This is a genomic window from Desulfonatronum thiodismutans (assembly GCF_000717475.1).
Taxonomy (GTDB): domain Bacteria; phylum Desulfobacterota; class Desulfovibrionia; order Desulfovibrionales; family Desulfonatronaceae; genus Desulfonatronum; species Desulfonatronum thiodismutans.
Window position 1 is genome coordinate 287701 of the sequence record NZ_JPIK01000005.1, and the last position, 23965, is coordinate 311665.

At 59.2% G+C, this 23965-nt stretch carries 22 protein-coding genes; 6 read left to right on the forward strand and 16 right to left on the reverse strand.

Translation table 11 applies throughout. The features are described 5' to 3' along the window. Positions 1-268 precede the first annotated feature (268 nt). Entirely contained in the window at positions 269-1984 is a 1716-nt protein-coding gene (locus GY33_RS0104615; protein ID WP_031386217.1) for an FAD-dependent oxidoreductase, read from the reverse strand. Between the two features lie 3 nt (positions 1985-1987). Then, positions 1988-2929, reverse strand: coding sequence for a universal stress protein (locus GY33_RS0104620; RefSeq protein ID WP_031386218.1), 942 nt, complete (start codon positions 2927-2929; stop codon positions 1988-1990). A gap of 367 nt (positions 2930-3296) precedes the next feature. On the opposite strand from GY33_RS0104620, the gene GY33_RS0104625 reads away from it, so the two are divergent. From GY33_RS0104625 to GY33_RS18975, 6 genes are all read left to right on the forward strand, one after another. After that, entirely contained in the window at positions 3297-4607 is a 1311-nt protein-coding gene (locus tag GY33_RS0104625) for a sigma-54 interaction domain-containing protein (RefSeq protein ID WP_031386219.1), read from the forward strand. Positions 4608-4970: 363 nt separating this feature from the next. Then, on the forward strand, positions 4971-5837 hold the full coding sequence (locus tag GY33_RS21645) for a NifB/NifX family molybdenum-iron cluster-binding protein (protein WP_235185464.1): 867 nt from the start codon (positions 4971-4973) through the stop codon (positions 5835-5837). Beyond that, positions 5834-6727, forward strand: coding sequence for an ATP-binding protein (locus GY33_RS0104635; RefSeq protein WP_031386221.1), 894 nt, complete (start codon positions 5834-5836; stop codon positions 6725-6727). Before GY33_RS21645 ends, GY33_RS0104635 begins: the two co-directional genes overlap by 4 nt. Further along, the gene (locus GY33_RS0104640; RefSeq protein WP_031386222.1) at positions 6720-7607 is read left to right on the forward strand and encodes an ATP-binding protein; all 888 of its coding nucleotides are present in this window, start codon (positions 6720-6722) and stop codon (positions 7605-7607) included. The genes GY33_RS0104635 and GY33_RS0104640 overlap by 8 nt, the downstream gene beginning before the upstream one ends. A 70-nt stretch (positions 7608-7677) precedes the next feature. After that, on the forward strand, positions 7678-8061 hold the full coding sequence (locus GY33_RS0104645) for a NifB/NifX family molybdenum-iron cluster-binding protein (protein WP_031386223.1): 384 nt from the start codon (positions 7678-7680) through the stop codon (positions 8059-8061). A 149-nt stretch (positions 8062-8210) separates the two neighbouring features. Then, positions 8211-8609, forward strand: a complete 399-nt coding sequence (locus GY33_RS18975; RefSeq protein ID WP_051822288.1) for a response regulator — start codon at positions 8211-8213, stop codon at positions 8607-8609. Between the two features lie 174 nt (positions 8610-8783). On the opposite strand, the gene GY33_RS0104655 is transcribed toward GY33_RS18975, so the two are convergent. From GY33_RS0104655 to jag, 14 genes are all read right to left on the reverse strand, one after another. Continuing rightward, the gene (locus GY33_RS0104655) at positions 8784-9641 is read right to left on the reverse strand and encodes an Mrp/NBP35 family ATP-binding protein (RefSeq protein WP_031386224.1); all 858 of its coding nucleotides are present in this window, start codon (positions 9639-9641) and stop codon (positions 8784-8786) included. Between the two features lie 76 nt (positions 9642-9717). Then, complete coding sequence (locus tag GY33_RS0104660) at positions 9718-9993, reverse strand: hypothetical protein (RefSeq protein WP_152555074.1); 276 nt, start codon at positions 9991-9993, stop codon at positions 9718-9720. A 423-nt stretch (positions 9994-10416) separates the two neighbouring features. Beyond that, positions 10417-12384, reverse strand: a complete 1968-nt coding sequence (locus GY33_RS0104665; RefSeq protein WP_051822289.1) for a hybrid sensor histidine kinase/response regulator — start codon at positions 12382-12384, stop codon at positions 10417-10419. A gap of 342 nt (positions 12385-12726) precedes the next feature. Next, entirely contained in the window at positions 12727-13080 is a 354-nt protein-coding gene (gene divK / locus GY33_RS0104670; RefSeq protein WP_028572409.1) for a DVU0259 family response regulator domain-containing protein, read from the reverse strand. A 168-nt stretch (positions 13081-13248) separates the two neighbouring features. Beyond that, entirely contained in the window at positions 13249-14148 is a 900-nt protein-coding gene (locus tag GY33_RS0104675) for a universal stress protein (protein WP_031386227.1), read from the reverse strand. Between the two features lie 47 nt (positions 14149-14195). Further along, positions 14196-15599, reverse strand: a complete 1404-nt coding sequence (hmcF, locus tag GY33_RS0104680) for a sulfate respiration complex iron-sulfur protein HmcF (RefSeq protein ID WP_031386228.1) — start codon at positions 15597-15599, stop codon at positions 14196-14198. Between the two features lie 39 nt (positions 15600-15638). Next, entirely contained in the window at positions 15639-16316 is a 678-nt protein-coding gene (gene hmcE, locus GY33_RS0104685) for a sulfate respiration complex protein HmcE (RefSeq protein ID WP_031386229.1), read from the reverse strand. 147 nt (positions 16317-16463) lie between these two features. Beyond that, positions 16464-16640: a sulfate respiration complex protein HmcD gene (gene hmcD / locus GY33_RS20895; protein ID WP_152555075.1), complete on the reverse strand. Its 177-nt coding sequence runs from the start codon at positions 16638-16640 to the stop codon at positions 16464-16466. 19 nt (positions 16641-16659) lie between these two features. Continuing rightward, positions 16660-17832 (reverse strand): sulfate respiration complex protein HmcC, encoded by a 1173-nt coding sequence (gene hmcC, locus GY33_RS0104695; protein ID WP_031386230.1) that lies wholly within the window; start codon positions 17830-17832, stop codon positions 16660-16662. Further along, on the reverse strand, positions 17829-18923 hold the full coding sequence (hmcB, locus tag GY33_RS0104700; protein WP_031386231.1) for a sulfate respiration complex iron-sulfur protein HmcB: 1095 nt from the start codon (positions 18921-18923) through the stop codon (positions 17829-17831). Before hmcB ends, hmcC begins: the two co-directional genes overlap by 4 nt. Before the next feature lie 23 nt (positions 18924-18946). Further along, positions 18947-20704: a sulfate respiration complex hexadecaheme cytochrome HmcA gene (gene hmcA / locus GY33_RS0104705; RefSeq protein WP_035271265.1), complete on the reverse strand. Its 1758-nt coding sequence runs from the start codon at positions 20702-20704 to the stop codon at positions 18947-18949. Between the two features lie 570 nt (positions 20705-21274). After that, entirely contained in the window at positions 21275-21784 is a 510-nt protein-coding gene (locus GY33_RS0104710) for a SoxR reducing system RseC family protein (RefSeq protein WP_031386233.1), read from the reverse strand. Beyond that, entirely contained in the window at positions 21774-23252 is a 1479-nt protein-coding gene (gene mnmE, locus GY33_RS0104715; RefSeq protein WP_031386234.1) for a tRNA uridine-5-carboxymethylaminomethyl(34) synthesis GTPase MnmE, read from the reverse strand. The genes GY33_RS0104710 and mnmE overlap by 11 nt, the downstream gene beginning before the upstream one ends. Then, positions 23249-23938, reverse strand: coding sequence for an RNA-binding cell elongation regulator Jag/EloR (jag, locus tag GY33_RS0104720; protein ID WP_051822321.1), 690 nt, complete (start codon positions 23936-23938; stop codon positions 23249-23251). The genes mnmE and jag overlap by 4 nt, the downstream gene beginning before the upstream one ends. Positions 23939-23965: the final 27 nt, after the last annotated feature.

Sequence of the window (23965 nt, forward strand, 5' to 3'; positions counted from 1 at the left end):
AAAAAAAGAAACCCTGTAAGTTGATGGATAATGGCTTTTATACATGCCAGCTGCTCCTGAAATCATCCGCGATGCGCGTGATGCTGGATGCACAAGCGGACATTCTATCCTTGAAAAGGATAGAATGTCCGCTTGCAGTCTAGATATCGGGAGGCTCATTGATGAAGAGACTGGAGAGGGGAGAGGAAAGCGTTCTTGATTCTTGGGCGGGGCGGCGTGGACGTCGAGGGTCGTGGGGATACCGTTTTTTTTCGACCACTGTCGATGGTCAGGATACACCGAGGCCCGTAGCGCTGACGGCGCTCATGCCGCCTTCCAGGCTGATCACGTCCTGAAATCCATTGTGAAGCAGGGTTATCAGCGCTTCGTAGGAGCGTGCCCCGGTGCCGCAGATGACAAGGATGCTCTTGTCTCGAGGCAGTTTGTTCATGTTGTCGACCAATTCGCCTTGGGGGATGTTGATCCAGTGCTCCGGATTGGCCCCGGTTTCTTCCTTGGCGTCGCTTCGTTCGCGGCAATCCAGGAAGAAGTACGTGCCGTTCTCCCGCTGTTCCCAGAGGGCGGCGAATGCATCCACCTGAATGGTCCGGTTGCGTCCCGCGAGGATGTTCTCCGCCGCGTTGCCCAGTACGTTCAAAATGTCCAACGCCGCGGAAAAGGGCGGGGAGTAGGCGGCTTCCAGGCTGGTCAACGCCTCCACCTTCAGGCCCGAGGGCAACAGCCCGGCGATCACGTTCACCTTGCCCACCAGGGCGTCGCCACGGTCCGCGGTACCCTGCATCCCGAGAACACGACCGGTTTCGCGCTCCACGATCAGGTCCAGGCTCATCACGCCCCTGTCCGGGTGGAAGTGAGCCCGGTCCAGTTGACTGACGTGGACGCTCAGGGGGTTGAAACCGGCGGACCGAGCGGCTTGCAACGTCAGGCCGGTTCCCGCCGCGGCAAGATCGAACAGTTTAACGCACCACGAGCCCACCACGCCTAAAAACCGGCTTTCGCCGCCAGCCAGGTTGTCGCCGATCACCCGGCCTTGGCGATTGGCCAGGGAGCCCATGGGCAGGAAGGTTTTGGAGCCGGTCAGCAGGTGGTGCAGTTCCACGCAGTCTCCTCCGGCATAGATGTGGGGATCGGAAGTCCGCAGGTACTCGTCCACCGTGATTCCGCCGCGCTCAGAGACAGCCAGGCCCGCGACCCGGGCCAGTTCCGTGTTGGGCCGGACGCCCACGGCAACGATGACCAGGTCCGCGGGGATTTCGCCGTGTTTGGTGCGCACCCGGGCTACACGTCCCTGGCCGTCACCCTCCAGGCTGAGCACCTGATCGCCCAACTGGAACCGCACACCCTTGTCCCGCATGTGTCGTAGGGCGGTAAGGGAAAGATTGCCTCCGATCACGCCGGGCAGAATTTGTTCCCGAAGTTCGATGACCGTGGTTTCCACCCCCCAGAGATCTACCAGGGCCACGGCCATTTCCAGGCCGATGAATCCCGCGCCCACCACCACGGCCTGTTTCACGTTTCCGCTGGCAATGAGGGATCGGATGCTTTCGGCGGATTCCAGATTATGCACGGTATGTACGCCGGCCAGTTCTCTTCCCGGGATGGGCGGAATCACTGGTTTGCTGCCCGTGGCCAACACCAGCTGATCGTAGGCCAGAATCTCGGAGCGTCCCGAGGGCAGGTGGGTAAGGGTCACGGTCTTGGCGGCGCGGTCTATGGCCACGGCCTCGGTTTCGGTGCGCACTTCCACGCCTTTGCTTTTCCGGAAATACTCAGCGTCGCGGAGGACGTGAAAGGACGTGCTTTGCAGTTCCGGGACATCGCTGACCTCGCCGGAAACATAGAAGGGAATGCCGCAGCCGCTGTAAGCGATGCGTTTGTCTCGATCCACGAGGGTGACTCGGCTTTCCGGCTCCAGGCGCTTGAAGCGGGCGGCGGCTTTGGAGCCCAGAGCCACGGCCCCGATGATGACAATGTGTTGCGGCATGGCTTACGTCTTCCTCTCTGGCTGACGTGGTTTTTGAAAGCGACGGGCCGGTGCGTCCGGACCGACGAGCATCACCGGGCAGCGGGCCCCTGCGAGGACTTGAGATGAGACACAAGGTTCCTTTTCCGAAGGCTCCCGTGTTCCAGCATAACAGTCCGGAGTCAGGACGATCAGGTCGGCCTCGCTGTCCCGGGCGTATTTCAGGATTTCCACGGACGGATCACCTTCGCGGACGACATATGTGGCTTCGGTGGACAGACTCAGGTCGCGGCCCAGGTCGCGGCCCAGATAGCCCAAACGGCTCCTTGCTTGGCTCAGCGCTTGGTTCAGCGCGGTGCCTTCGAGGGCGGTGCCTGCCAGCGGCAGGGCATGAAACACGGCCAGGGCTCCTGCGTCCGCCTTAAGGACCCGCCCCGCCATGGTCAGGACGTCCTCCGTGCCTTCCTGGAGGTCGGTGGCAGCGACGATGCGCTGGAATGTTCCCGGAAAAGATCGGCTCAAAGCCGCTGACATTCCTGACGGAACGGTGAGAACCGGACAGGCGGCTTCCCGGGCGATGAGCAAGGCGGTATCCGTGGTCGAGGCGGAAAGCTCACGCCGACAGTGCTCGGCGTCGCCTTGGTCGCCGAGAACCACGAGGTCAGGCTCCATGAGGCGGATGGTCTTGAGCGTCTCGACGTGGACAAATCCGGAACTGAGCACCACGTCCGCCGTCAATCCTTCGGGCATGTTCGCCCGGCAGAATGCTTCGACCTCGACCCGCCGGGTCGAGAGTTCCCGTTCGTTGGAAAGTTGCAGTACGCAACTTTTCTCCCGCTCCTGGGGGGTGCTGACATGCTGGACCATAAATCCCGACTTGTGTCGAACCGCTACCGCCGCCGCCAAGCGGAAGGCGGACGTGCCGTCGCCCTTGTCCGTCAGGGCCAGGAGTACCAGCTTGAACATTCGCGCCTCCAGGGAACTGTCACATTTCGTAACTGCTCAGAAAACCGGATAAGAAGATCTGGATATCGGTAACGCGCCGACCTGCTCCAGATTGAATGAATCTGAAACGGCATGGCTCGATACGTCATTCCCGCGAAAGCGGGAATTCTGGGCGGTTGAATGGTCAGGCACAGTATGTGCTGAGTCGTTACCACCCGGCATTTCTTAAGCAGCTTTCATGCCGCACGGGAGTTGCCTGTATTTTTAGTGGGTTGACACCTCTGCGTTTTTTCATAGAACTGGCTTGGGCGTAAAATTTGCCCATATTATTTTGTTGGACGCATTCTTCTTCCGATGGGAGAGCTGTTGATTTTCGAGTGAGGTGATAATGCATTTTTTACACGACATATCCTGTGAACATATCATGGACAGCTTGGCCGACGGGGTGTTCACCGTGGACAAGGACTGGAACATCACCTTTTTCAACCGGGCGGCCTGCGCCATCACCGGCGTGTTGAAGGACGAGGCCTTGGGGCGAAAGTGCTGGGAAGTCTTTCGATCCAGCATTTGTGACGGGGCCTGTGCCTTGAAGGCCTCTCTGGAGGCCGGGGAAAGCCGCGCCAACCGGTCGCTGTATTTCGTGCGCAGCGATGGAACCAGGGTGCCCATCAGCATCAACGCCGCTCCGTTGCGGGACCGGCGGGGCAAGATTGTGGGCGGAGTGGAGACGTTTCGTGATCTTTCGGCCTTGCGTCAGATTCAAAAAAAACTGGATGGATTGTATCGGGTGGAAGACATCATCAGCAGAAGCCCGGTGTTTCAGCGGACCTTGAGCATCCTGCCCCAGATCGCGACCAGCGGTTCCACGGTGCTGCTGCTGGGCGAGTCGGGCACGGGAAAGGAACTGGTGGCCCGGGCGATCCACAATCTGAGTGGTCGCAACGGCAAGCCCTTCGTGGCCGTCAATTGCGGAGCCCTGCCGGAGCAACTGCTGGAAAGCGAGTTGTTCGGTCATAAGGCCGGGGCTTTTACGGACGCCAAGCGAGACAAGCCTGGCCGATTCCAGGCCGCGGACGGCGGGACCTTGTTTCTCGACGAAATCGGGGACATGCCCCTGGCCCTGCAGGTCAAGATTCTGCGCGTCTTGCAGGAAAAGGTGGTCGAGCCCCTGGGCGCGGTGCGCGGCGTGCCGGTGAACGTCCGGATCGTTGCGGCCACCAACAAGGATTTGGAGGATATGGTCGCCCGCCAGGAGTTCCGGGGAGATCTCTATTACCGTTTGAACGTGGTCCGTCTGGTCCTGCCGCCCTTGCGGGAGCGACCGGAGGACGTCCCGCTACTGGTCCAGCATGTGGTCAAGCGCCAGAACGTTTTGACCGGCAAGGACATTCAAGGGGTGACGGAAGAAGTAATGCGCCTGCTGGTGCGTCACCCATTCCCGGGCAACGTCCGGGAATTGGAAAACATCATTGAATACGCGTTCATCCTTTGTCCTGGAGGATTGATCAAGCTGGAACATCTGCCTGATGGCCTGTGCCCCGATACTCCGGCCACACCGTCCATGGCCTTGCGCGGCACCATGGATGAAATCAAGCGACAGGCCGCGGCCCAGGCTCTGGCCCGCAACAATGGCCGGGTCATGGCCGCTTGCCGCGAACTGGAGGTGTCCAAGGACACTCTGCGGCGGTTGTTGCGTTAGTGCCGGTTAAATTTCGTAACTGTTCAAAAAAAATGATGTAAACATGACTTGGATTCTCGTCTTCGCGGGAATCCAGGTTTTTTATGCGTCATATCCGGAGACTCGCCTCGACTTTCCCCCTCCCCATTATATCCCCCCCTCTTCGTTTTCGCGGTACCGGTCGGAAGCTTGAGCCCGGCGTCCAGCTCCTCTTTTTTTTACGCGGCGATCTGGGCTAATTTTACGTCCATCGCTTTGCGCCAGTTCGTCTTATTTCGTCTTACATGCTGAAAAGCATAGCTTTTTTAACTTGGCATGCAATATGCCATGTGAAAGGAGTAATTGGAGCGTTTTTTTTCCCCCGAAGCATTTCGGAGAACAGCGATGCGAGTGTGTTTGGCCTGCTACGGAAACCGTATCGCAACACTGCTGGATACGGCCACATCGCTTCACCTCTATCATGAACAGCCCGACGGGACGATGCGTGACACTCCGGAGCAGATGCTTCCGGGGCCGAGTCATGGGCCGGAAATACACGTGTTGCCGAGTACAGTGCGGGATCTGGGCATGTTGGGTTTTGCGCGGACCCTGGTGCAGTCGGATGTCCACTGGTTGCTCTGCGGCGGATTGGCCTGTCCGGACAGGGAAATATTGATTTACGCCGGGCTACGGGTGGAGCCCTGGATTGGCGGCAGGGCGGATGAAGTGGCGCAAGCCTGGTTTGCGGGTCGCGTTCTGTCCTACAAAATGCCCGGTCTTGGAAAACGTAACTGCGCGGTAGGGCGAGGATGGCGACGGACAACAAAAGGAGTTCGAAAAATGCAGATGAAACGTATTGCGGTTTCCAGTGAAGGCCCTCTTCTGGATGACATGGTGGATCCACGGTTCGGCAGGGCGGCGGGCTTCGTCGTCGTGGATCAAGTCGGAAACGCCTCAAGCTACATTGACAATGGCGCGTCCCAGGTCATGGCCCAAGGCGCGGGGATCCAGGCGGCGCAAAACCTTGCAAACGCCGGGGTGGAAGTGGTGATCAGCGGGTTTGTCGGGCCCAAGGCCTTTCAAGCTCTGTCCGCCGCGGGAATCCAGATCATCCAAAATGTCGAGGGCGTGACCGTGGGGCAGGCCGTGGAACGGTTCAAGCGCGGCGAACTGACCGTGGCTGATGCGCCCAACTCCCAGGCGCATGGTGGAACAGGTCGAGGACGTGGGCAAGGGAGCGGCCAAGGACGCGGGCAAGGAGCGCGGCGGTGATCTTCGCCGTTGCCAGCGGCAAGGGGGGGACGGGGAAAACCACGGTCACCGCCTCCCTGGCCGCCATTTGGGAGGAACCGTTGACTCTCGTGGACCTGGATGTGGAAGAGCCCAATCTGCATCTGTTCCTGAAGCCCGAGGTGATGCGGGAGACAGCGGCCATGCTGGAGGTTCCGGTCCACGATTCGGACAAGTGCACCCTGTGCGGGGAGTGCTCCAGGTTTTGCCAGTACAAGGCCTTGGCAATCATGGGCAAAACCATGTTGTTCTATCCGGAAATGTGCCACGGTTGCGGCGGGTGTCTGAAAATTTGTCCCGAGGGGGCTCTCAGCCCGGGCGGACGGGAGCTGGGCCGGATCGCCGAGGGCCAAACGGAGTTCGGACGTTTTTTCATGGGCCGGTTGCGGGTTGGAGAAGCCATGAGTCCGCCGCTGATGCAGCAGGTCAAGCAGCGGGTAATGGAGCAAGCGAGTCATGGTGGGATGCCGAATGACGTGCTGGGAGATGTGCTGATTGACGCCCCTCCCGGGGTGAGTTGCCCGGCGATGCATGCCGTGATGGATGCGGACGCAATCCTTCTGGTCACCGAGCCCACGCCATTTGGCCTGTATGATTTTCGTCTGGCCGTGGAGGCCTTTTACGGGTTGAACAAACCCATGGGCGCGGTGATCAACCGGGTCGGCATCGGGGACCAAGGCGTGGACGATTACTGTCGGGCCGTCGGCATTCCGATCTGGGCCCACATTCCCAATAGTATCCTCGCGGCCAAAGCTTACTCGCGGGGGGAGATCGTCGCCAGAGAGCTGCCGGAGCTGAGAGGGATTTTTCAGGAGTTGAAAGAGCGGATGCGGGCCGCCGTCACCGTGTCCCGGGAGGTGGAACGTGCGTGAGATCGTGGTGATCAGCGGCAAGGGCGGCACGGGCAAGACCAGTATCACGGCAGCTTTCGCGCATTTGGCTGACAACGCCATGGTCTGCGACCTGGACGTGGATGCGCCGGATCTGCACATGCTGTTGGCTCCGGTTGTCGAGGAAGAGCATGCATTTCGCTCCGGGCACGAAGCGGTGATCGATCAAGAGCGATGCACGAAATGCGGTGTGTGCGCGGAACTCTGCCGCTTCGGGGCCGTACGCGAAGACCAGGGGAAGTATGTCGTCGACTCCCTACGATGCGAGGGCTGCAAGGTTTGCGTCCATTTTTGTCCGGATCAGGCCGTGGATTTCGTGGAAAAGCATTGTGGGCAGTGGTTTTCCTCTGCCATGCGTTTCGGGCCGATGATCCATGCACAGTTGTTTCCAGGTGAAGAAAACTCCGGACGGCTCGTGGCCCTGCTCAAGAAGGAAGCCCGCCAACGAGCGAAGAAGCAAGGACTGTCCATGATTCTGTGCGACGGGACGCCGGGAATCGGGTGTCCGGTCATCAGCTCGCTTTCCGGGGCGAACCTGGCGGTGGTGATCACCGAGCCGACCCCGTCCGGACGTCACGACCTGGAGCGAGTGGCCGACCTGTGCCTCCATTTCCGCATCCCCGTGGCCGTGATTGTGAACAAGTTTGACCTGAACCCTGATAACAGCCGGGAGATCGGGGTGTACTGCCGTGAGCAGGGGCATGGCCTGCTGGGCATGCTGCCCTACGATGAGCAGATGACCAAGGCCATGATTCTGGGCAAGTGCATCACGGAAATGCCGGCCTCTCACTTTGGCGACGAATTGCGCGGGATATGGGAGAAGATTGTCGCCTGTCCCGTTGGTCCGTTGCGTCTCACTTAACTGTTGTAACGCAACGCGTATTGGTTTTCTTAATTGCTAACCGCTTCAATGAAATAAAGGAGATGTCACCATGGACACGTTGATTATCGCCGTCCCGTCCGAGACCCCCGGCGGTCTGGATGCCGCCGTCGGGATGCATTTCGGTCATTGCGATCTGTACACCATCGTGGAAGCCAAAAACGGGGAGATCGTGGACGTGCGAACACTGCCCAACGTTCCCCACCAGCAAGGCGGGTGCATGGCTCCGGTCAATCACCTGGCCGGCAACGGCGTCAAGGTACTCATAGCCGGGGGCATGGGGTTGCGGCCGTTGATGGGGTTTCAGCAGGCTGGAGTAAGGGTCGTGCATGGTGCGGGCTTGCCTTCCGTGGGTCACGCGGTGCAAGCCTTCCTGACGGATTCCCTGCCGACCTTCAGCACCGAGAATACCTGCGGCGGCGGAGCCCAGCATTAGCCGATCAACCGCTGTGCATTGCCGATAATCCGGCGTTTCCTTGTGTCGATCATTGTCCGGGAAGCGTCGGATCATCTTTTCCATAAGGTGCGCATGAGGTGCCTTTGAATCGCCCTGTCGCGATGTATCGGGATTACGGGAGAAAACGCATGCAGATATTGATAGCCACCAATCGTTCAGAGGATATATTCGCTCGTTTTTGCGACGCGTTACGACAAGAATTGCGAAATGTGGAATTATTGTTCACCAACAACTGGACCAATGTCCTGGCCGCGGTGAAGGTCATGCCCCCGGGGTTCCTGATCCTGGACCAGGGCCTGCCCGAAGGCGGGCCTTTGGAATTGACGCGAAAATTGCTGACCGTGAACGCGGCGGTGAACTGCATCGTGGTCACCGAGCTGGACGAGGAATCCTTTCACGAGGCTGGAGAAGGCCTGGGCATTTTCGCTCCATTGTCCGTGGACCCGAGCTTTGCGGACGGAGAGGCCTTGGCTCGAAGTATAAAAAAGTTCATGGGAGGCGGCGTGGGCGTAGCTGCCCCTTCATGACCCTGAATCCTGACCTTGCGGAGGACAACGGATTTGAGCGTGCGGCAAGGTTCAGGGAGTCGCCATCTCCGGCCTGCCGTGCGTCCGAGGGGGGGCGCACGGCGATAAAAAACCAAGACCGCCCAATGCGGCCTGGGTTCAAGCGAGGAGAGGCGAAACAATTTTTGGTTAATTTCAGGCCAGCTGGCCTGTTGATATCGCCAGGATCGGCTTGATGATGTGATGTAAAGCCTGGGCCGTAGGGCCTTCCTGGTGGATGCGCAGGAAGGCGAACCCTTCGTCTCCGGAGCGGACCACTTCGGGATCCAGGGGGATCCTGCCCAGAAAAGGAACGCCCATCTCCTCGGCAAGAGCCAGCCCTCCTCCGCTGCCGAAAATATCATCCAGATGACCGCAATGGCCGCAGACATGGCCACTCATGTTTTCCACAATGCCCAAGACAGGATTGCCCACCTCGGCGCAAAAGGTCACGGATCTTCGGACATCATCCACGGCCACGCCCTGAGGAGTGGTCACGATCAGGGCCTTGGCCGACGGTCCCAGCAGTTGGAGCACGGACAAGGGCTCGTCCCCGGTCCCGGGCGGACAATCCACGACCAGGAAATCCAGATCGCCCCAGGTCACGTCGCGCAAAAACTGCTTGATCATCCCCATCTTTACCGGACCGCGCCAGATCACGGGTTCCCGGTTGCTTGGCAATAAAAAGCCCAATGACATGACCCACAAATTCGGACCGGCATTAATGGGCTCCAGCCGTCCGGCGTCAATATGCGGATGCTTTCCGCTCAGGCTGAGCAGCCGGGGAATGCTCGGACCGTGGACATCCACGTCCAGCAGACCGGTCTTCATCCCGGCCATGGCCAGAGCCTGAGCCAGATTTACGGCTACTGTGCTCTTGCCCACGCCGCCCTTGCCGGAAAGGACGACGATCTTGTTTTTGATCCGGGCAAGATTGGCCTGGAGAGCCTTTTCTTCCTCGCTCTGCCCGGCGCAATCCTTGTCCGAACACGTCCCGCATTCATGGTCGCTCATGATGCGCATACTCCTGACTCTGATGGTTGAAGGGAGCGGTTGATCGGATATTGTTCAACATTATCAGATGTCTATGTCATGTTCCAGCAACGATGTACCCGCAGACGTCGTTGCCTGGGGCGGTTGCCGGGCATGGGTTTTGGGGTTGCCGACGCACCGGGCGTACCAGAGCCGGTCGGGGCGGATGCCGACGCCGGAGCAGTGCTTCCGTCTTGCTGGTTGCGCGAGCCACTTTGGCTCCAACCTTGACCCTTGCCTTGACCTCGTCCCATCCCCTGGCCGCCTTGACCGCGGCAACCGCCACGGCCTCGTCCCCGGCCTCGCCCTTCTTGGCCTTGTGGGCAATTTCCATTGCCCCACCCATTAATCGCGCCCTGTCCCGTGGGGCCGGTTCCATCACCTTTTGGCATGACAATCTCCTGTATGCTGTTCCTTGATTGTGGTCTGTTGACCATGCAAGGGCTTAAACACAATCTGTGCCAAAAAGAGAGGTGTAATAGTTTTAGGTGGATAGAGTGAGAGGGTGGGAAGCAGGTTAAGAAATGGGCTTGTAATACGTCTTAGGATGAGAACCAGGCTATTTTTGCGCCTTTGTTGCCGCGTTCCGAGCAAGGCTCTGACTGCGCCAAGCCTGTTTGTTCAAAGACCGATACACTGGCACATGGCCAACAAAGCCAAGCAGACGGCCCCATGGCCATTGCTCTGGACTTCTGCGCTCGACATGAAGGGGGCGTGCGAGGGGACGGAAGATGCTGAGATCGTCCCCTCGAAAAAACTATTCAGAGCCGGACTCTTTCAGCTCGGGCGATCGCCGACTTGGACAAGTCAGCGGTTGTTTGCGAGGCAGGGTGATGGTGAAGGTGCTCCCTTTGCCGGGTTCGGATTCAACGGCGATGGAGCCGCCATGTTTTTCGATGGTCTGGTTGGAGATGAAGAGGCCCAGGCCGGTGCCCTTGCTGCCTTTGGAAGAAAAGAAGAGGGTGAAAATTTTCTCTCGGGTTTCCTTGTCCATGCCTTGGCCCTGGTCCTTGACCGTAATGGCGACGCGATCCGGGGTTCCCGAGGCTGAAAACTCGACTTGGCGTTGTTCGACTTCAACTCCTTCGCAGGCATCCACCGCGTTCTCCAGGAAATTGACCAGGGCCGCGGACAGGGCTGCGGCGTCGATCTGAAAGGTGCCGAGGTTTTCTTCGGCATGAAAGGTGAAGCGGACGTCGGCCTTGTCCGCTCGTGGGCGGATCAGTGCGGCAGTGTCAGCAAGGAATTTCGCCGCGTCGAAGTCCTGAACTTCGAGATCCCGGGACTTGGCGTAGTAGAGGATGTCCAGCACCAGCTTGCGGACCTTGCCGATGATATTTTTCAAAGTGTTCATGGCGTCCGCGACCTGGTCGGGCTGGTCGTTTTTCAGGCCGGATTCCAGGCGGTACATGCCTCCGTCCAGGGCCGTGAGTAGTCCCTTGACCCCATGGGACATGGAGCCGAGCATGATGCCCAGGGAGGTCAGATGGTCCTGGAGGCGGCGAATTTCGGTGATGTCCGTGTACATTTCAATGACCTGATGAATATCACCCTGGGCATTGCGAATGGGCGAGGAAATCGCCAGTACGTTAAGCTGCTCTCCATCCTTGGTGGTGACCACGGTTTCCGTCTGGTGCGACTCACCGTCCTGAAGCGTTTGCTGCATCAGGCAGTCCGCGCAGGGCGCTTCCCTGCCCTTCTTTTCCCGGTAACACAGCAGCCCTTCGGCCTCGTTGAACTTCTCCTTGAAGCGGCGGTTAGTCTCCGCGACGGTGAAGTCCGGGTTTAGCACCGTAATATAGCAGGGGACTTCGTCGAAGAGGCGCTGGTATTTGCGTTGGGTGGCCAGCAGTTCGTCCCGAAGACGACTGAGTTCCGTCATATCCACGGCAATGCTCAGGACCAGCCCGACCTCCCCTTCCTTGTCCAGGATCGGCGAGGTATGCGCCGTGACCGGGATCGGCGTTCCGTCCTTGCCGACCAGGGTCGCTTTGAGGCGCTGACCGTTCCCGGACTGAAAGGTCGCCTGGACGGGACATTCGGAATCGGCAAAGGTCTCCTGGGCGTACATCTGGGGCGTGTTCATGCCGTTGCAATCGCCGATGCGCTCTCTGAACAGACTGTTGCAGGCCACGACCCGCAGATCCTTGTTATGTAGGGAGACGAGGCAGGGCAGCTCGTTGAAGAGCCCGGTTCGATTTTCCACCTCGGTTGTGATTCCGGATAAAAAATCACTGAATTTTTCCACCATCTGGCCGGCGGCGGTCTGGCGTTCCAGCTTGACGATGTGCTGGGTTTTTTCTTCCACGAGCCGTTCGAGGTTCTCCGTGTAGTTTCGCAACTGACGTTTCATCACGATCTTTTCCCGAACGCGGTTCAGGGAGATTTCCAGCACATCGTCGTTGATGGGTTTGGTGATGAAGTCGGCGGCTTCGTGTTTCAGAGCCTCGATGGCCAGTTCCAGGTCGCCGTGGCCGGTGATGATCACCACCTCCACGTCGGGATAGTCTTTCTTGAGCCGCCGCATCAGCTCAATTCCGTCCATGACCGGCATCTTGATGTCGGTGAGCACGATGGAAGGCTGGAAGTCTTGGAAGACTTCCAGGGCGATACTTCCGTTCTCTGCGGTTTTGACCTCGTACCCCATGTCTTCCAGGGTCAGCCCCAGAAAGCGTCTGATTCCCTCCTCGTCGTCGACGAGCAGTAATTTCTTGTCCGTGATCATGTTTGCTCCAAATCAAGATGAAGGCGTAAAAGAGGCCATGCAGTGCATCCGGGGTCAAAGGGGCAGCTTTATGCCTGCCATGCCGACCCTTTCGTTTCTGAATCAGTCATGCCCGCGAAAACGGGTATCCAGAATCGGAATGAGGCCACACACGGAATGTGCTGAACAGTTCCAGTGGTGGAGAAAAAAGGAGTAAAAGGGACGGGCGGAAAAGGCAATCCACGATGGCTAAAACACACCCCGTGGATGTTGGGCGGGTGATATCGGAAAGCTATGAAAGTGAAAATGTCCGCCCTTGCCACGCGAGCGGGACAAGGGAGGACGGATATTCGAGGGGCCGGCTCAGCCGATGGTCTGCTTGACGATCTTCATCAGTTCGTCGCGGTCGAACGGCTTGGTCAGGCTGGCGACGGCCTTTTGGATTGCATACTGGTTGGACGGCAGGCCGCTGATCACGATGATCGGGATTTTCTTCAGTTCCGGGTTCTGGGTCAGTTTGCGGTAAAAACGAGGACCCCATTCATTGGGCATTTCCAGGTCAAGGGTGATCAGGTCCGGTTTTTCCTTGGCCACGATGTCGTGGGCCTCTGAGCCGTCGTTGGCTTCCACGGTTTCATAGCCGTTGTCCTTGAACAACTGGGTCAGGTACGAGGTGATTTCCTTGTCGTCGTCGACGACCATGATTTTCTTCGCCACTGTACACCTCCTGGTGAGATTCGGAAGGAACTTCCAATCCTTGAGGTTGCCGAAATCAACGAGAGCCTGGCATGCATGCAAATGCATTTCGTCTCGCATGCAATGCCCTACAAGTCCACCGCCCGGGTTCGGAGACATCGGGCGATGGACACAATGCTCGCAATACTTCTAGACCTTGTCCGGCCTGTTTACGCTGACCACCGGGCAGTTGGCCCGCAGGATCACCTGTTCCAGGGTCGACCCCATGCTGGCCTGTTCCGGGTCCAGCTCTCTGGTGTTGTGGGCCAGGACAATCAAATCGGCCATGCGCTCGCGGGCTATCTTGACGATTTCCACGTAGGGATTGCCTTCCCAGACGTCGACTTCAAAATTCTTGAAATCGACCATCTTAGGTCCGTACACGTCACGCAGTCGTTTGCGAAGCGTGATCAGTTTGTCCTCGATATCGCTCTGGGCCAAGACCTTGCTGGTGATGTCCAGGGCGTGAAACAGGGTCATTTCGCAATCATACTCCTTGGCCATGGACAAGGCGTACTTGAAGGCGCTTTCGGACTGCTTGGAGAAGTCCGTGGCAAAGACGATATGGGAGAAGCCGCCCATATACGACGCGGATTCCCGGTGCACGGTCATCACCGGGCACTTGGCGGCCTTGGCCACGCGCTGCAGGGTGCTGCCGGGGTAGCCCTTGGAATAGGAAGCACTGGAGTCGCCGGAATGTGCGCCCATGACGATCATGTCCACATCCTCGCTGCGGGCCGCCCGGAGGATTTCCCGGTGCGGCAGGCCATTGGCCAGGATGATTCGCGAGTTTTTGCATTCCTCGAGCTGCTTGGCATAGGTGGTTTTCAGCTCCTCTTCGACCCAGGCCATGTAGTCTTCGTCGACCTGAACGGCTTCCTGGGAGCGGACGTCGCTGACTTCCTGATAGGAAAAGCCTTTCTTGGGTACGCCGGCGACGTGAAAGAGCAGCAGTTCCGCATCGTACCGCCTGGCCATCTCAAAGGCCACCCGCGCGGCCCCGAAGCTGGCCGGGGAGCCTGTTGTCGCCAATAGAATCTTTTTCTTCATGAGTTACCTCGTATGTGCTGACTGTTGGTGCGACAATGCGGAGTCTATTACTCTTCGCCTTCCTCGTCCTGGGGCTTGAGGTGATCCGGGACGATCATCATCTTGATCACCAACGGTTTGAGGAAGGACCAGCGCAGGCCCATGGGATATTCTTCTTCCAGGTCCCGGATGGCGTCCCAGCAGTTGTGGCAGGGCGCAACCACAAGCTTGCACCCTGTGGCTAAAATCTGCTCCCTTTTTTTAAGCAGAGCAATGTTTCGTTGGGGGCGATATTTGCCGATGCCGTTGAATCCTCCACCGCCGCCACAGCAGTAGTTGTATTCCTTGTTCGGGGCCATTTCCACGAAATACCCCGGCTCCACGATATAGCTCATGATCTCCCGGGTGATGTTCTTCAGGCCCTGGTTGCGGACATAGTTGCAGGAATCCTGCAGGGTGACCGGTTCCTTGATCCGTTTGGCCGGGTCGATCTTGATCCGCCCGGTGCGCAGCATCTCGGCCAGCCATTCCACGTAGTGGATGTACGGCCTGGGCGGCTGGCCGTCTTCCCGACCAGCCCAGTAGGGACCTTCGATGACCGTGGCCCGGTGGGCGTGGCCGCATTCCGTGCCCACGACCCGCTTGGGGCGCAGTCGTTCGATGGCGTCATAAACATGCAGAACTTGTTGCTTGCATCCTTCCCAGTCGCCGGCGAACAGAGTCAGTGAGGTCTGCTCCCAGCCTTCGGAAGGCATGGTCCAATTCTCGCCGGCCACGTGGAACAGGATGGCCGCCTCGGCGATGTCTTCCGGGTAGTGTTTGGCTTCGCGGGCATTGATGGTGTACATGATGTCCGCGTCTTCCTTGTCAATGGGAATTTCCAGGCCGGGCCACTCCTCGGAGTTCTCGTCCGCCATCCATTCGCAGGTGTCCACCCAGTCCTCGGTGGTCACGTCCATCTGGGCCTTGTAAACCCGGTGCATCCCGGAGCCGATCTTCAGTTCCCAGGGCACGAACCCTTGGGAGAAGAGCAGGCCGCGCAGGTAGGAGAACATCACGCCCATGTCGATGCCATGGGGGCAGAACTGGCCGCAGCGGTTGCAGCAGGTACACCAGCTCCAGGCGATGTCCATGCATTTGCGCATGAAGGCGTTGTCCACTTTCCCCTTGCGCTTGACGATTTCACCCAGTGTAGCGTGGATCTTGTAGGACGGAACCTGCTCCGGAACCCTGTCGTTGCATTCGTAAAGAAAGCAACTGTCCGCGCACAGTCCGCATTTGGCGCAGATGTTCAGCCATGTTTTCAGTCGGGACTTCATGGTGTTTTGGATCGTGGACCAGAGCTTGTCCGTGTCCACGTCCAGTTGTTCCATTTCCGCGTAGTATTGCTTGCCGCTCTTGTCTCCGAGCGTCAGCTTGAGCTGCTCGTCGGTGACAATGGGCTGCTTGTTGCAAAGAATTCCTTCGGGCATTTTGTTCTCCCTCTCGTTGAGCTTGTGTTTCCCAGACGCCTACCAGGTCATCTGGGTGCCTTTCATCCCGCCGCGCTTGATGCCGTAGTCCATGCCCAGTTGCGCGCGGGTCAGGAAGAAGAGGACCACATGGTTCAGTCTGGTGAAGACCAGGCTGAGCAGCCAGACGTGGCCGGTAAAAATGTGGATGAGCAGCCAGAAGTCATAGTTGCCCACGTTGTACCGGGCGATCAGGCCGGTCAGGAAAGGGGACACGGCAATGACGATCAGCAGGTAGTCATAGGCCGAGGTGAGGATTCTGACCTCAGGATAGGCGATGCGGCGCAGGATCAGGAAGATGCCGCCGATGACCACGACCCAGGACAGAAAGTCGGCCAAGCCGGTGGAAATCCCGGGCAGGCGAATGCCCCAGCTGTCCTTGAGCATGATATTGTGGGCTTCGAGAAAAATCGGAGTAAACAGCAAGCCGATGTGGAAGCTGAAAAAGAGCAGGGTGAACAGCGGCTTGGCCCGCCAGCCGTGGGAGCCCCAGGGCAAAAGCCAGAAAAAGATGGACCTGGCGGCCCCTTTCAGGCCGTACTGCATGTTTGGGCGATAGCCCACACGGTCCAGCCGCCAGTCCAGGCCGCGGATGTACGTCACCACATGGTACGTCAATCCAACGACCACGACCAGGAACGTGATCCAGACCATGGGTCCAGTCAAGAAATTATACATATGCGTCTCCTCGAGCATCACTTATGTTGTTGCAATCCGGACGGTCTTGTCGTCCGTCGATCCAGAAAGCGTGGATCATGAGCGCTTGTGCCCGCCAAGCGGCTTCCGGCACGTGCAGGCCGCGCCGGAAGCCTTCTCTCCGCTTTGCTAATGCCCATGACCATTGTCATGACCCTCGCCAGTCCGGTGAGGGTTGTCCATGGGTTTCTTCTCACCCATCAGGAACTGCCACCAGAGTACGGCGCCGACCAGTATCCCGCCCATGAGCAGGTAGGTCATGGTCTTGGTATGCATGAAAAACTCGTGCATCGAGTTGAATTCCATTGGTGTAGCCTCCCTTAGCTCAGTGTTGGCCTTTGTAGTCAGGGTGCTCGAAGAAAACGGGCATCCTGGTGGAGATGAACTTGAACGCTACCACGCCCACTGTGACGATGAACACGGAGATGATGATCTCCATGATGGCAGGGAAGTACTTGTCCTCGGAGGGCAGGTGGTAGTTGAACGCGACCAGGGAAACGTTGAACCGGTTCACGACGATGCCCAGGACGGTCAGGATCGCCGTCCACTTGATCAGGGCGAAGTTCTTGTCCCGCGCGCCCACGGCGTACAGGAAGGCCGGCAGGGCCACGAAGCAGAGCATTTCCACCAGGAACCACGCACCGAACCCGCTGGCCAGGTAGCTCCAATTGTTGTCATAGGTCAGGCCGATCATCTTCAGGGCAAAGTAGCCGAACAGCACCCAGGAGCAGCCCTTGGCAAAGCCGAGGACAACGTCGTCGTGGTTCTTGTTGTACTCGCTGTCCATCATCCGGTGCAGATACTTGTGCGACAAGGAGCCTTCAAAGATGACCATGGACAACCCGGCCGCGATGCTGGAGACGAAGAAGAACACCGGGAGATAGGCCGAGTACCACAAGGGGTGCAGTTTGGACGGGGCAATGGTGTACAGTGCGCCCAGAGAGGACTGGTGCAGCGTTGAGAGGACCACGCCGAAAATGACCAGCACCAGGGTCATTTTGACCAGGGCGTCCCGCAGCTTCCGCCACCCGGTCCATTCGAACAGGGTGGGCAGGAACTCCATGAACAGGACCGTCAGGTACAGGAACACGCACAGACCTACTTCGAAGAGCAGCGAGGTCGTGCCCTGCTGAACAAAGATCGGGTAAGGCAGCCGCCAAGGGCGACCGACGTCGTAGTGCAGGGCCAGGACTACCAGGGCGTAGCCCAGGAAGGCGGTCAGGACGGCGGGGCGAACCGCGGAATGGAATTTCTTGAACCCGAAGACATAGCAGGCCGCGGCGGTGGTGTAGCCGCCGGCCGCCAGGGCGACGCCGCAGAGCAGATCAAAGCTGATCCAGATGCCCCAGGGGTAGTTGTCGTCCAGATTGGTCACGGCCCCGAGCCCGCCGGTGAAGCGGATCACGGTGACGATCAGGCCCGCGATGATGATCAGACCCGTTACGATATTGAATGGCGTCAAATACGACTTGAAGTCGTCATTGGTCACGGTGCTCATTTGCCTTCCTCCTCGTCCGTTGCGCTCGCTTCAGCCGCTTTGAGTTCTTCTTCTTTCTTGGCCAGAGCTTCCTTGACGGCCTTTTTCACTTCGTTGTCCACGCGGCGGTTGGCGGACTCTTCCGCCTTGGCAAGAGTCGCGGCGAGGGTTTCCTTGGCCTCGGCATTGGCTTTGGCCAGGGCGGCGGACACGGCCTGTTGCTGCTCCTGGGCCGCGATTTTTTCCTTGCGCTTGTTAATGGCGTAAATGCCGCCAAGCAAGACCGGCCAGACGCCTACGACAACAGGAACCGCGGCCAGGGCGCCGGCGGTAAGTTCCGGTGCGGATTTGGTGCCCAGGTCCTCGCGCAGGCCAACCTGAGAGAAAGGGGTGCCGGAAATGTACAGCCAGCTGGTCCCGCCCATCTCATGCTCGCCGTAGATCTGCTCCACGTAGCGGCCCGGGAAGGCGGCAAAGCGGCGGCGGGCCAGATTGAGCAGTTCGTTGCGGGGGCCGTATATCATGGCCTCCATGGGACATTCCTGGACGCAACCGGGCAGCCGCAGTTCGCCGGAGCGCATTTGCGGGCCGCACAGCGTGCACTTCATCACCCGGGGGGTGAAGGCCTTGTGGTATTCGTAGGTTGGAATTTCAAAGGGGCAGGCGATCATGCAGTACCGGCAACCGACGCAGACGGTTTCGTCGTAGTCCACGGCGCTGTCGGAATTCTTCTGGAACGCGCTGACAAAGCACGAGGACGCGCAGGCCGGTTCCAGACAGTGATTGCACTGATTTTTTCGGTACACTGGGCCGGTGGGCGTGTCGAACTTGTTGACCACTGTGAAGGTGGCCGAGTCCGTGCGCCTGCGGCTGTTCAGGATTTCCAGGTTGTCGAAGGGCACTTCAGGCTCAGGCAGGCTGTTGACCTTGTTGCAGGCCAATTCGCACTTGCGGCAGCCGATGCACCGCGTCCCGTCGAACAGCACGCCCGGGGTGTCGTGATAGCCTCTGAAGTCCTTGGCCGCGGCTCGGGCGGTTACCGGAGCGACGGCCGGAGCCGCCAGCCCGGCCCCGGCCGCGCCCATCAATCCGAGGAATGATCTGCGTTTCATATGTCGGTTCTCCTTACGAGCTGTCAGTTCTCTTTTTGTTTGTGGCAAGAGGTGCAGTCCGTGGCCGCAGGCTCTTCCAGGCCCATCTCCGTATGGCAGGACATGCACTGGATATGGTAGGCGGCCAAAAGACCCGGTCGGCCAAGGCGTCCTTCCTGGGACCGCTGGTCGTGGCAGGATTGGCAGCTCGGCGGGGTCTTGGAGAGGGGGCTATTGTGGTGACAGCCCTGACACATGGTCACCGGTGTCGCGTGGAAAGTGGTGGCCAGGGAGTCATCTTTCATCTTCTCCATCATGCTCATGACGATCTTGCGGTGAGGCAACTCCGCCGGCTGGTATTCGTCGGCCAGGACGTCGATCTTGACGACGTCGGGGATGTCTTCCTCAGCGATGAGCAAGGCTTCCTTGGGACGCAGATCAATGAGTCGCAGAGCCAGAGCGGCGCGGCCTTCCTTGTCCTCGGGAACGACCACCGGCTCCCCGGCAGGCTGTCTGCCGTCGGTCTGGGCCGGAATGAGCATTTCCGTGTAGTCCGCGTAATCCATCGACTGCTGTCCGGCGGGGCGCTGGGCGAGGATGTCCGGGTTGACGTGGCACAAGGCACAGCTGGAAGCCGGAGGCTCCGTGCCGCGAGGCATGGCTGCGTGGCAGCCGGCGCAGGAGGGGTCCTGCTTCATTTCATTGTGGCAACCTACGCAACTGGACTTGCTGTCCGGGGCGTGCATGGCCCGTTCCAGGGTGATGTAACCGCCCTGCTCCGAACCTTGCAGGGTGTGACAATCCGTACAGGAACTCTTCAGGGTTTCGTGGTGGCAGTCCCGGCAAGCGTCCGTGGCCTGTTCGTGCAGTTCATGGTTGAAGGGCACGGGGTACATCAGGGTGGGCCGGGTGGCGTCCTCGGGCAGTTCGGGCAGTTTGGCCGCCAGCAGCACGGCATCGGGCTGGTTGCGGGGCAGGCGGGGCAAAACACCGTCCATCTCTTCCAGCTTTTCGGCGAATTTTGCCTGCATTTCCAGGCGTTGCGGACCGCCGTGACAGGAGGCGCAGTCCAAGGGACCGTTGCGCTCGGCCTGGGCTTCCTTGTTTTCCAGGTGGCAGGTCACGCACTGGCCGTGGAACGCCTCGGAGAGGTTGGACTTGACGGGTTCCTTGGGTTCGGCCGTGTGGCAGGAACGACATCCTTCCTCGGCGAACTGAATGTAGACGAGTTCTTGTTTGTCCTCGTCGTACTCGTGGTGACACTGGCCGCAGTTGGTGTCCTTGCCCTCGTCCTTGGCGATGAGGTCCGAATCCCAGTGGATGTAGTGCAGCATGTTGTCCATGCCGCTCGAAATCCAGGTCTGGGTGTGGGTCGCGGGCTCTACGTGGCACTTGCGGCATTCGCCGATCTGGGGACCGGGGTTGTCCATCCGGGCCTTTGCGTTCTCAGCGTGACAGGTCGTACAGTTGTCGTGATACAGATCCTTCAGCCGATTCGCGGCGGGGTCTTCAAGGCGCATGTACTTGTAGGAGATTGTGCCGCCTTCGTCCTTGACGTGGCAGGACGAACAGTCCTTGTCCTGTTCAGCCAGGGCTTCGGTATGCGCGTCGTGTAAAAACTGAACAGGGGGGGCCTGCTTCGTGGCCTGCTTGGCTATGGCCTGGATCATGATCAGATCGGCCCTGCCGGAATCCTTTCCGGAAGAGCTGATCATGCTCATCACGTCTGCCTGTAGAAAAAGCACGCAAACCAAAACGAACAGGCACCCGGACAAGCCCAGTACTAGTTTCCTGTATGCCATGAAAATCGCTCCCTTTTTCTCAATTAATCGAGCGGAGTTGCTTGCGGGGGTAAAAAAACGCCTTTGCCGGATGACGGGTACTCTTGATGATTGTTTGTTATGTTCACTGTTTCACATGTACGCTCCTTTGACATGAACAACTTCGTTCCTCGAACCGGAATCATCGGAACGAGGCTTTGAACCCCTTGGGCCGAAAAAGACAAAACCCCTTCCCGTACGAGGGGATTTCGACGTTACTAAAGACGAACAGCGGATTTCTCAGCTTCCCCGAATTCTCAACGTTCCATGGGGGCAAGCGGCTGGGACGTCGGTCTGTCAGCAAGTGAATTTGGGGAGGGATGGACGCCCAATAAAACCTCTCTGAAAGGCGGGTTTTTAAGTAGGACTTGCTAGATGAGCCGGGACGGGATGTCAAGGCGTAGGCGCGGATTGTGAAAAAATGAGCGTAAAATTCAAGTGTCTATGTATATGATTTTCCTTATCGATTTTGTCGGATTTCGGGAAGCGTCTTGGTTGGGGCCTGCGTTGCAACAGGTACTCGTTGGACTTCGGCCTTGAGGCTTGAGATCTTCAAGATGGGGTGGAAGAGGAGGGATCTGTCAGAGGGGGGGGCGTGGAGTCGGGGAGGATTTCGACGGCTTGAGGGGCGTGGTTTAGGCCTGGAAAGCTCAGGCTCGCGGTTGCCCGGGCCGCGGCAGCGCCGAGGGCCAGTCCAGCCGCCGAGCCGAGCAAGGTGTTGAGATCCTCGGAAGGAAGCGGTGCGATCCAATACATGCCGAGAGCGCCGCACAGCACGCCCAGCAAGGGGATGCCGAACAGCACGGCGGAAGCTGCTATGGCGGCTCGGGGCGAGTCGACGATCCGGACATGTCGGCCAACTTCGGCGTCGACGATGTTGACGACGGTTACGGTTCGCGTTGACGTGGATTGGCCGCGGGCTTGGGAAGTGGTGCAGGTGCAGGCGGCGCAACCCCGAGATTCACGCACCTGAACCAGGGCCATCCGACCTTGGCGGGAAATGACGATTCCGGAGCGTTCCGCGCAGGGGCGATGCGTTTCCGAGACGGTGTCACTTTCCAATGCAGAATTTGCTGAAAATGGAGTCAAGGACATCCGAGGAGGTAATTTCTCCGGTTATTTCAGACAGGATGGAGCTGACGAGTTCCAGCCGGACCCCGAGCAGGTCGTAGGGCAGTCCGGCATGAATGTCGGTTCGCAGGAGCGCCAGTTCCTGGTCCGCCCGTTCCAAGGCCAGCGACTGGCGCAGGTTTGGGGTCAGGGTGTCCGGACGGGGTGCCGAGGCCTGACTCGTGAGCATGGAGCGCATGGCGTCCTGCAGCGCGTCCAGTCCTTGGCCTGTCTTGGCTGAGATGTGCACCACGGGATAGCCGAGTTCGGCCAGTGAGGCGACGGGTTCAAGGTCAGGCCGGGGAAGATCGGTCTTGTTGGCCACGACCAGGGTCTTGGAGGCAGGAAAGGATTCGAGGATTGGGGCGTTTCCTTTCGAGGCTCGTATCGGGCTGGATGTCGGTTGCGCCGCTGAAGGCGATTCCGAGTGGCAAGCGAGCTGAAAGGCCGTCGCGATCCCGGCCCCCGGAGTCGAGTTGTCCACCACTAACAGAATCAGGTCCGCTGTATGCCGAAGCCTGCGAGCTTGAGACAAACCCGCCTGTTCCACGTCGTCGGCGTCTTGGCGTACACCGGCGGTGTCCACCAGCCGAACCTCAAGCCCTTGAAGGTAAAGGCGTTCCTCAAGATAGTCCCGAGTCGTTCCCGGCGTGGCGCTGACAATGGCCCGCTCCCGGCCCAGAAGCAGGTTGAGCAGGCTGGATTTGCCGGCATTTACGGCCCCGGAAAGAACGCACAAGGCCCCATCATTCCAGATGCGGTTGCGGCGGCAGTTGTCCAGGACGACGTGGATTTGGTCCTGGATGCGCTCAACGGCGCGTGAAAAATCGTCCGGTGCAAGACACTCCAGATCCTCTTCAGGAAAGTCCACCGCGAGACACAGTTGGGCCCGGAGTTCCTCCAGGCTGGATCGCAGATCGCGGAGCCAGGCGCTCAGGGCTCCGGAAAGCTTGGTTTGAGCCAGGAGGGACGCCGAGGGAGACGTGGCGGCGATGATTTCGGCCACGGCTTCGGCCTGGGTCAGGTCCATGCGGCCGTTGAGAAAGGCGCGCTGGGTGAACTCGCCCGGACCGGCGGGAAGGACTCCCTGGGCCAGGATGGACTCCAGGACGGCTTGCAGAACCACCGGGGCGCCATGGCAGTGGATCTCCATCACGTCCTCGCCGGTAAACGATCCCGGGCCGGGCATGAAGGCCGCCAGAACCTCGTCCAGGATACGCCCGTCCTCGCCCAGAATGTGGCCGTGGTGCAGGCGATAGGGGCGAAAGCCGGTGAATTTCGGATGGGGCGATGTGAATCGGGCCAAGACGGCGACCTTGGCCCGCGGGCCGCTGACGCGGATGATGCCCACCGCGCCGTGGCCCGGAGGGGTGGCCACGGCGGCGATGGTGGAGGAGGCCTCCTGGGCCGAAGCGGTCATGAGTCTTGCTGTGGCGGGCTCTCGGATTTGGGGGCTTCGTCCTGGGAAGGAGGGGCCTTGGGAATGATCAGGACGCGTTTCAACGGCCCGTCGCCCTTGCTCTTGGTCTGAATGTCCGTGACCGCCTGCAGGGCCACATGGACGATGCGCCGTTGATAGGATGGAAGTGGCTTGGTGCTTTGCGGCGATTGCGTGGACTTGGCCTTTTCGGCCAGGGTCACGGCCAAAGCGCTGAGTTCCTGGTCCTGGCGCTCCCGAAATCCGTCGGCGTCCAGCATGACCCGCACGGCGCTGGGCCAGCGACGGGCAACGATCCGGTTGACGACGTACTCCACCGCTCCGAGCACCTGCCCTTCGCGTCCCAGGAGCCGGTCCATGTCGTCGGAAGTTTTAATGGTGGCCTTGATCAGATCGGACTGATGCTCCACCTCGACCCGAGGGTTGTCCACGATGGCGGCGGTGATTCGTTCCGTGACCGCGCGGATCATGGTTTCCAATTCCGAAAGCCGGACCCGCGGCTGGGCTTTGATCCGGGCCTTTTTCGCGCCCACCAGGCCGAAGATTCCGGATGAACCGCCCGCTAATATAGTTATTTCCAATTCATCCCGGATACAGGAAAAAAACGAACAAGCCTCCTCAATGGCTTCATCGACGCTTTTGCTTTGAAATTCCTTTGGCTCACTCATGTTGACGTTGGTCTCCTTCACCATCGG

Excerpts from the sequence above, each read along its gene's own strand:
- GY33_RS0104615 (WP_031386217.1), bottom strand. The coding sequence starts at position 1,984 with ATGCCGCAACACATTGTCATCATCGGGGCCGTGGCTCTGGGCTCCAAA.
- GY33_RS0104620 (WP_031386218.1), bottom strand. The coding sequence starts at position 2,929 with ATGTTCAAGCTGGTACTCCTGGCCCTGACGGACAAGGGCGACGGCACG.
- GY33_RS0104625 (WP_031386219.1), top strand. The coding sequence starts at position 3,297 with ATGCATTTTTTACACGACATATCCTGTGAACATATCATGGACAGCTTG.
- GY33_RS21645 (WP_235185464.1), top strand. The coding sequence starts at position 4,971 with ATGCGAGTGTGTTTGGCCTGCTACGGAAACCGTATCGCAACACTGCTG.
- GY33_RS0104645 (WP_031386223.1), top strand. The coding sequence starts at position 7,678 with ATGGACACGTTGATTATCGCCGTCCCGTCCGAGACCCCCGGCGGTCTG.
- GY33_RS18975 (WP_051822288.1), top strand. The coding sequence starts at position 8,211 with ATGCAGATATTGATAGCCACCAATCGTTCAGAGGATATATTCGCTCGT.
- GY33_RS0104655 (WP_031386224.1), bottom strand. The coding sequence starts at position 9,641 with ATGAGCGACCATGAATGCGGGACGTGTTCGGACAAGGATTGCGCCGGG.
- GY33_RS0104660 (WP_152555074.1), bottom strand. The coding sequence starts at position 9,993 with ATGGAAATTGCCCACAAGGCCAAGAAGGGCGAGGCCGGGGACGAGGCC.
- GY33_RS0104665 (WP_051822289.1), bottom strand. The coding sequence starts at position 12,384 with ATGATCACGGACAAGAAATTACTGCTCGTCGACGACGAGGAGGGAATC.
- GY33_RS0104675 (WP_031386227.1), bottom strand. The coding sequence starts at position 14,148 with ATGAAGAAAAAGATTCTATTGGCGACAACAGGCTCCCCGGCCAGCTTC.
- hmcF (WP_031386228.1), bottom strand. The coding sequence starts at position 15,599 with ATGCCCGAAGGAATTCTTTGCAACAAGCAGCCCATTGTCACCGACGAG.
- hmcE (WP_031386229.1), bottom strand. The coding sequence starts at position 16,316 with ATGTATAATTTCTTGACTGGACCCATGGTCTGGATCACGTTCCTGGTC.
- hmcD (WP_152555075.1), bottom strand. The coding sequence starts at position 16,640 with ATGGAATTCAACTCGATGCACGAGTTTTTCATGCATACCAAGACCATG.
- hmcC (WP_031386230.1), bottom strand. The coding sequence starts at position 17,832 with ATGAGCACCGTGACCAATGACGACTTCAAGTCGTATTTGACGCCATTC.
- hmcB (WP_031386231.1), bottom strand. The coding sequence starts at position 18,923 with ATGAAACGCAGATCATTCCTCGGATTGATGGGCGCGGCCGGGGCCGGG.
- hmcA (WP_035271265.1), bottom strand. The coding sequence starts at position 20,704 with ATGGCATACAGGAAACTAGTACTGGGCTTGTCCGGGTGCCTGTTCGTT.
- mnmE (WP_031386234.1), bottom strand. The coding sequence starts at position 23,252 with ATGACCGCTTCGGCCCAGGAGGCCTCCTCCACCATCGCCGCCGTGGCC.
- jag (WP_051822321.1), bottom strand. The coding sequence starts at position 23,938 with ATGAGTGAGCCAAAGGAATTTCAAAGCAAAAGCGTCGATGAAGCCATT.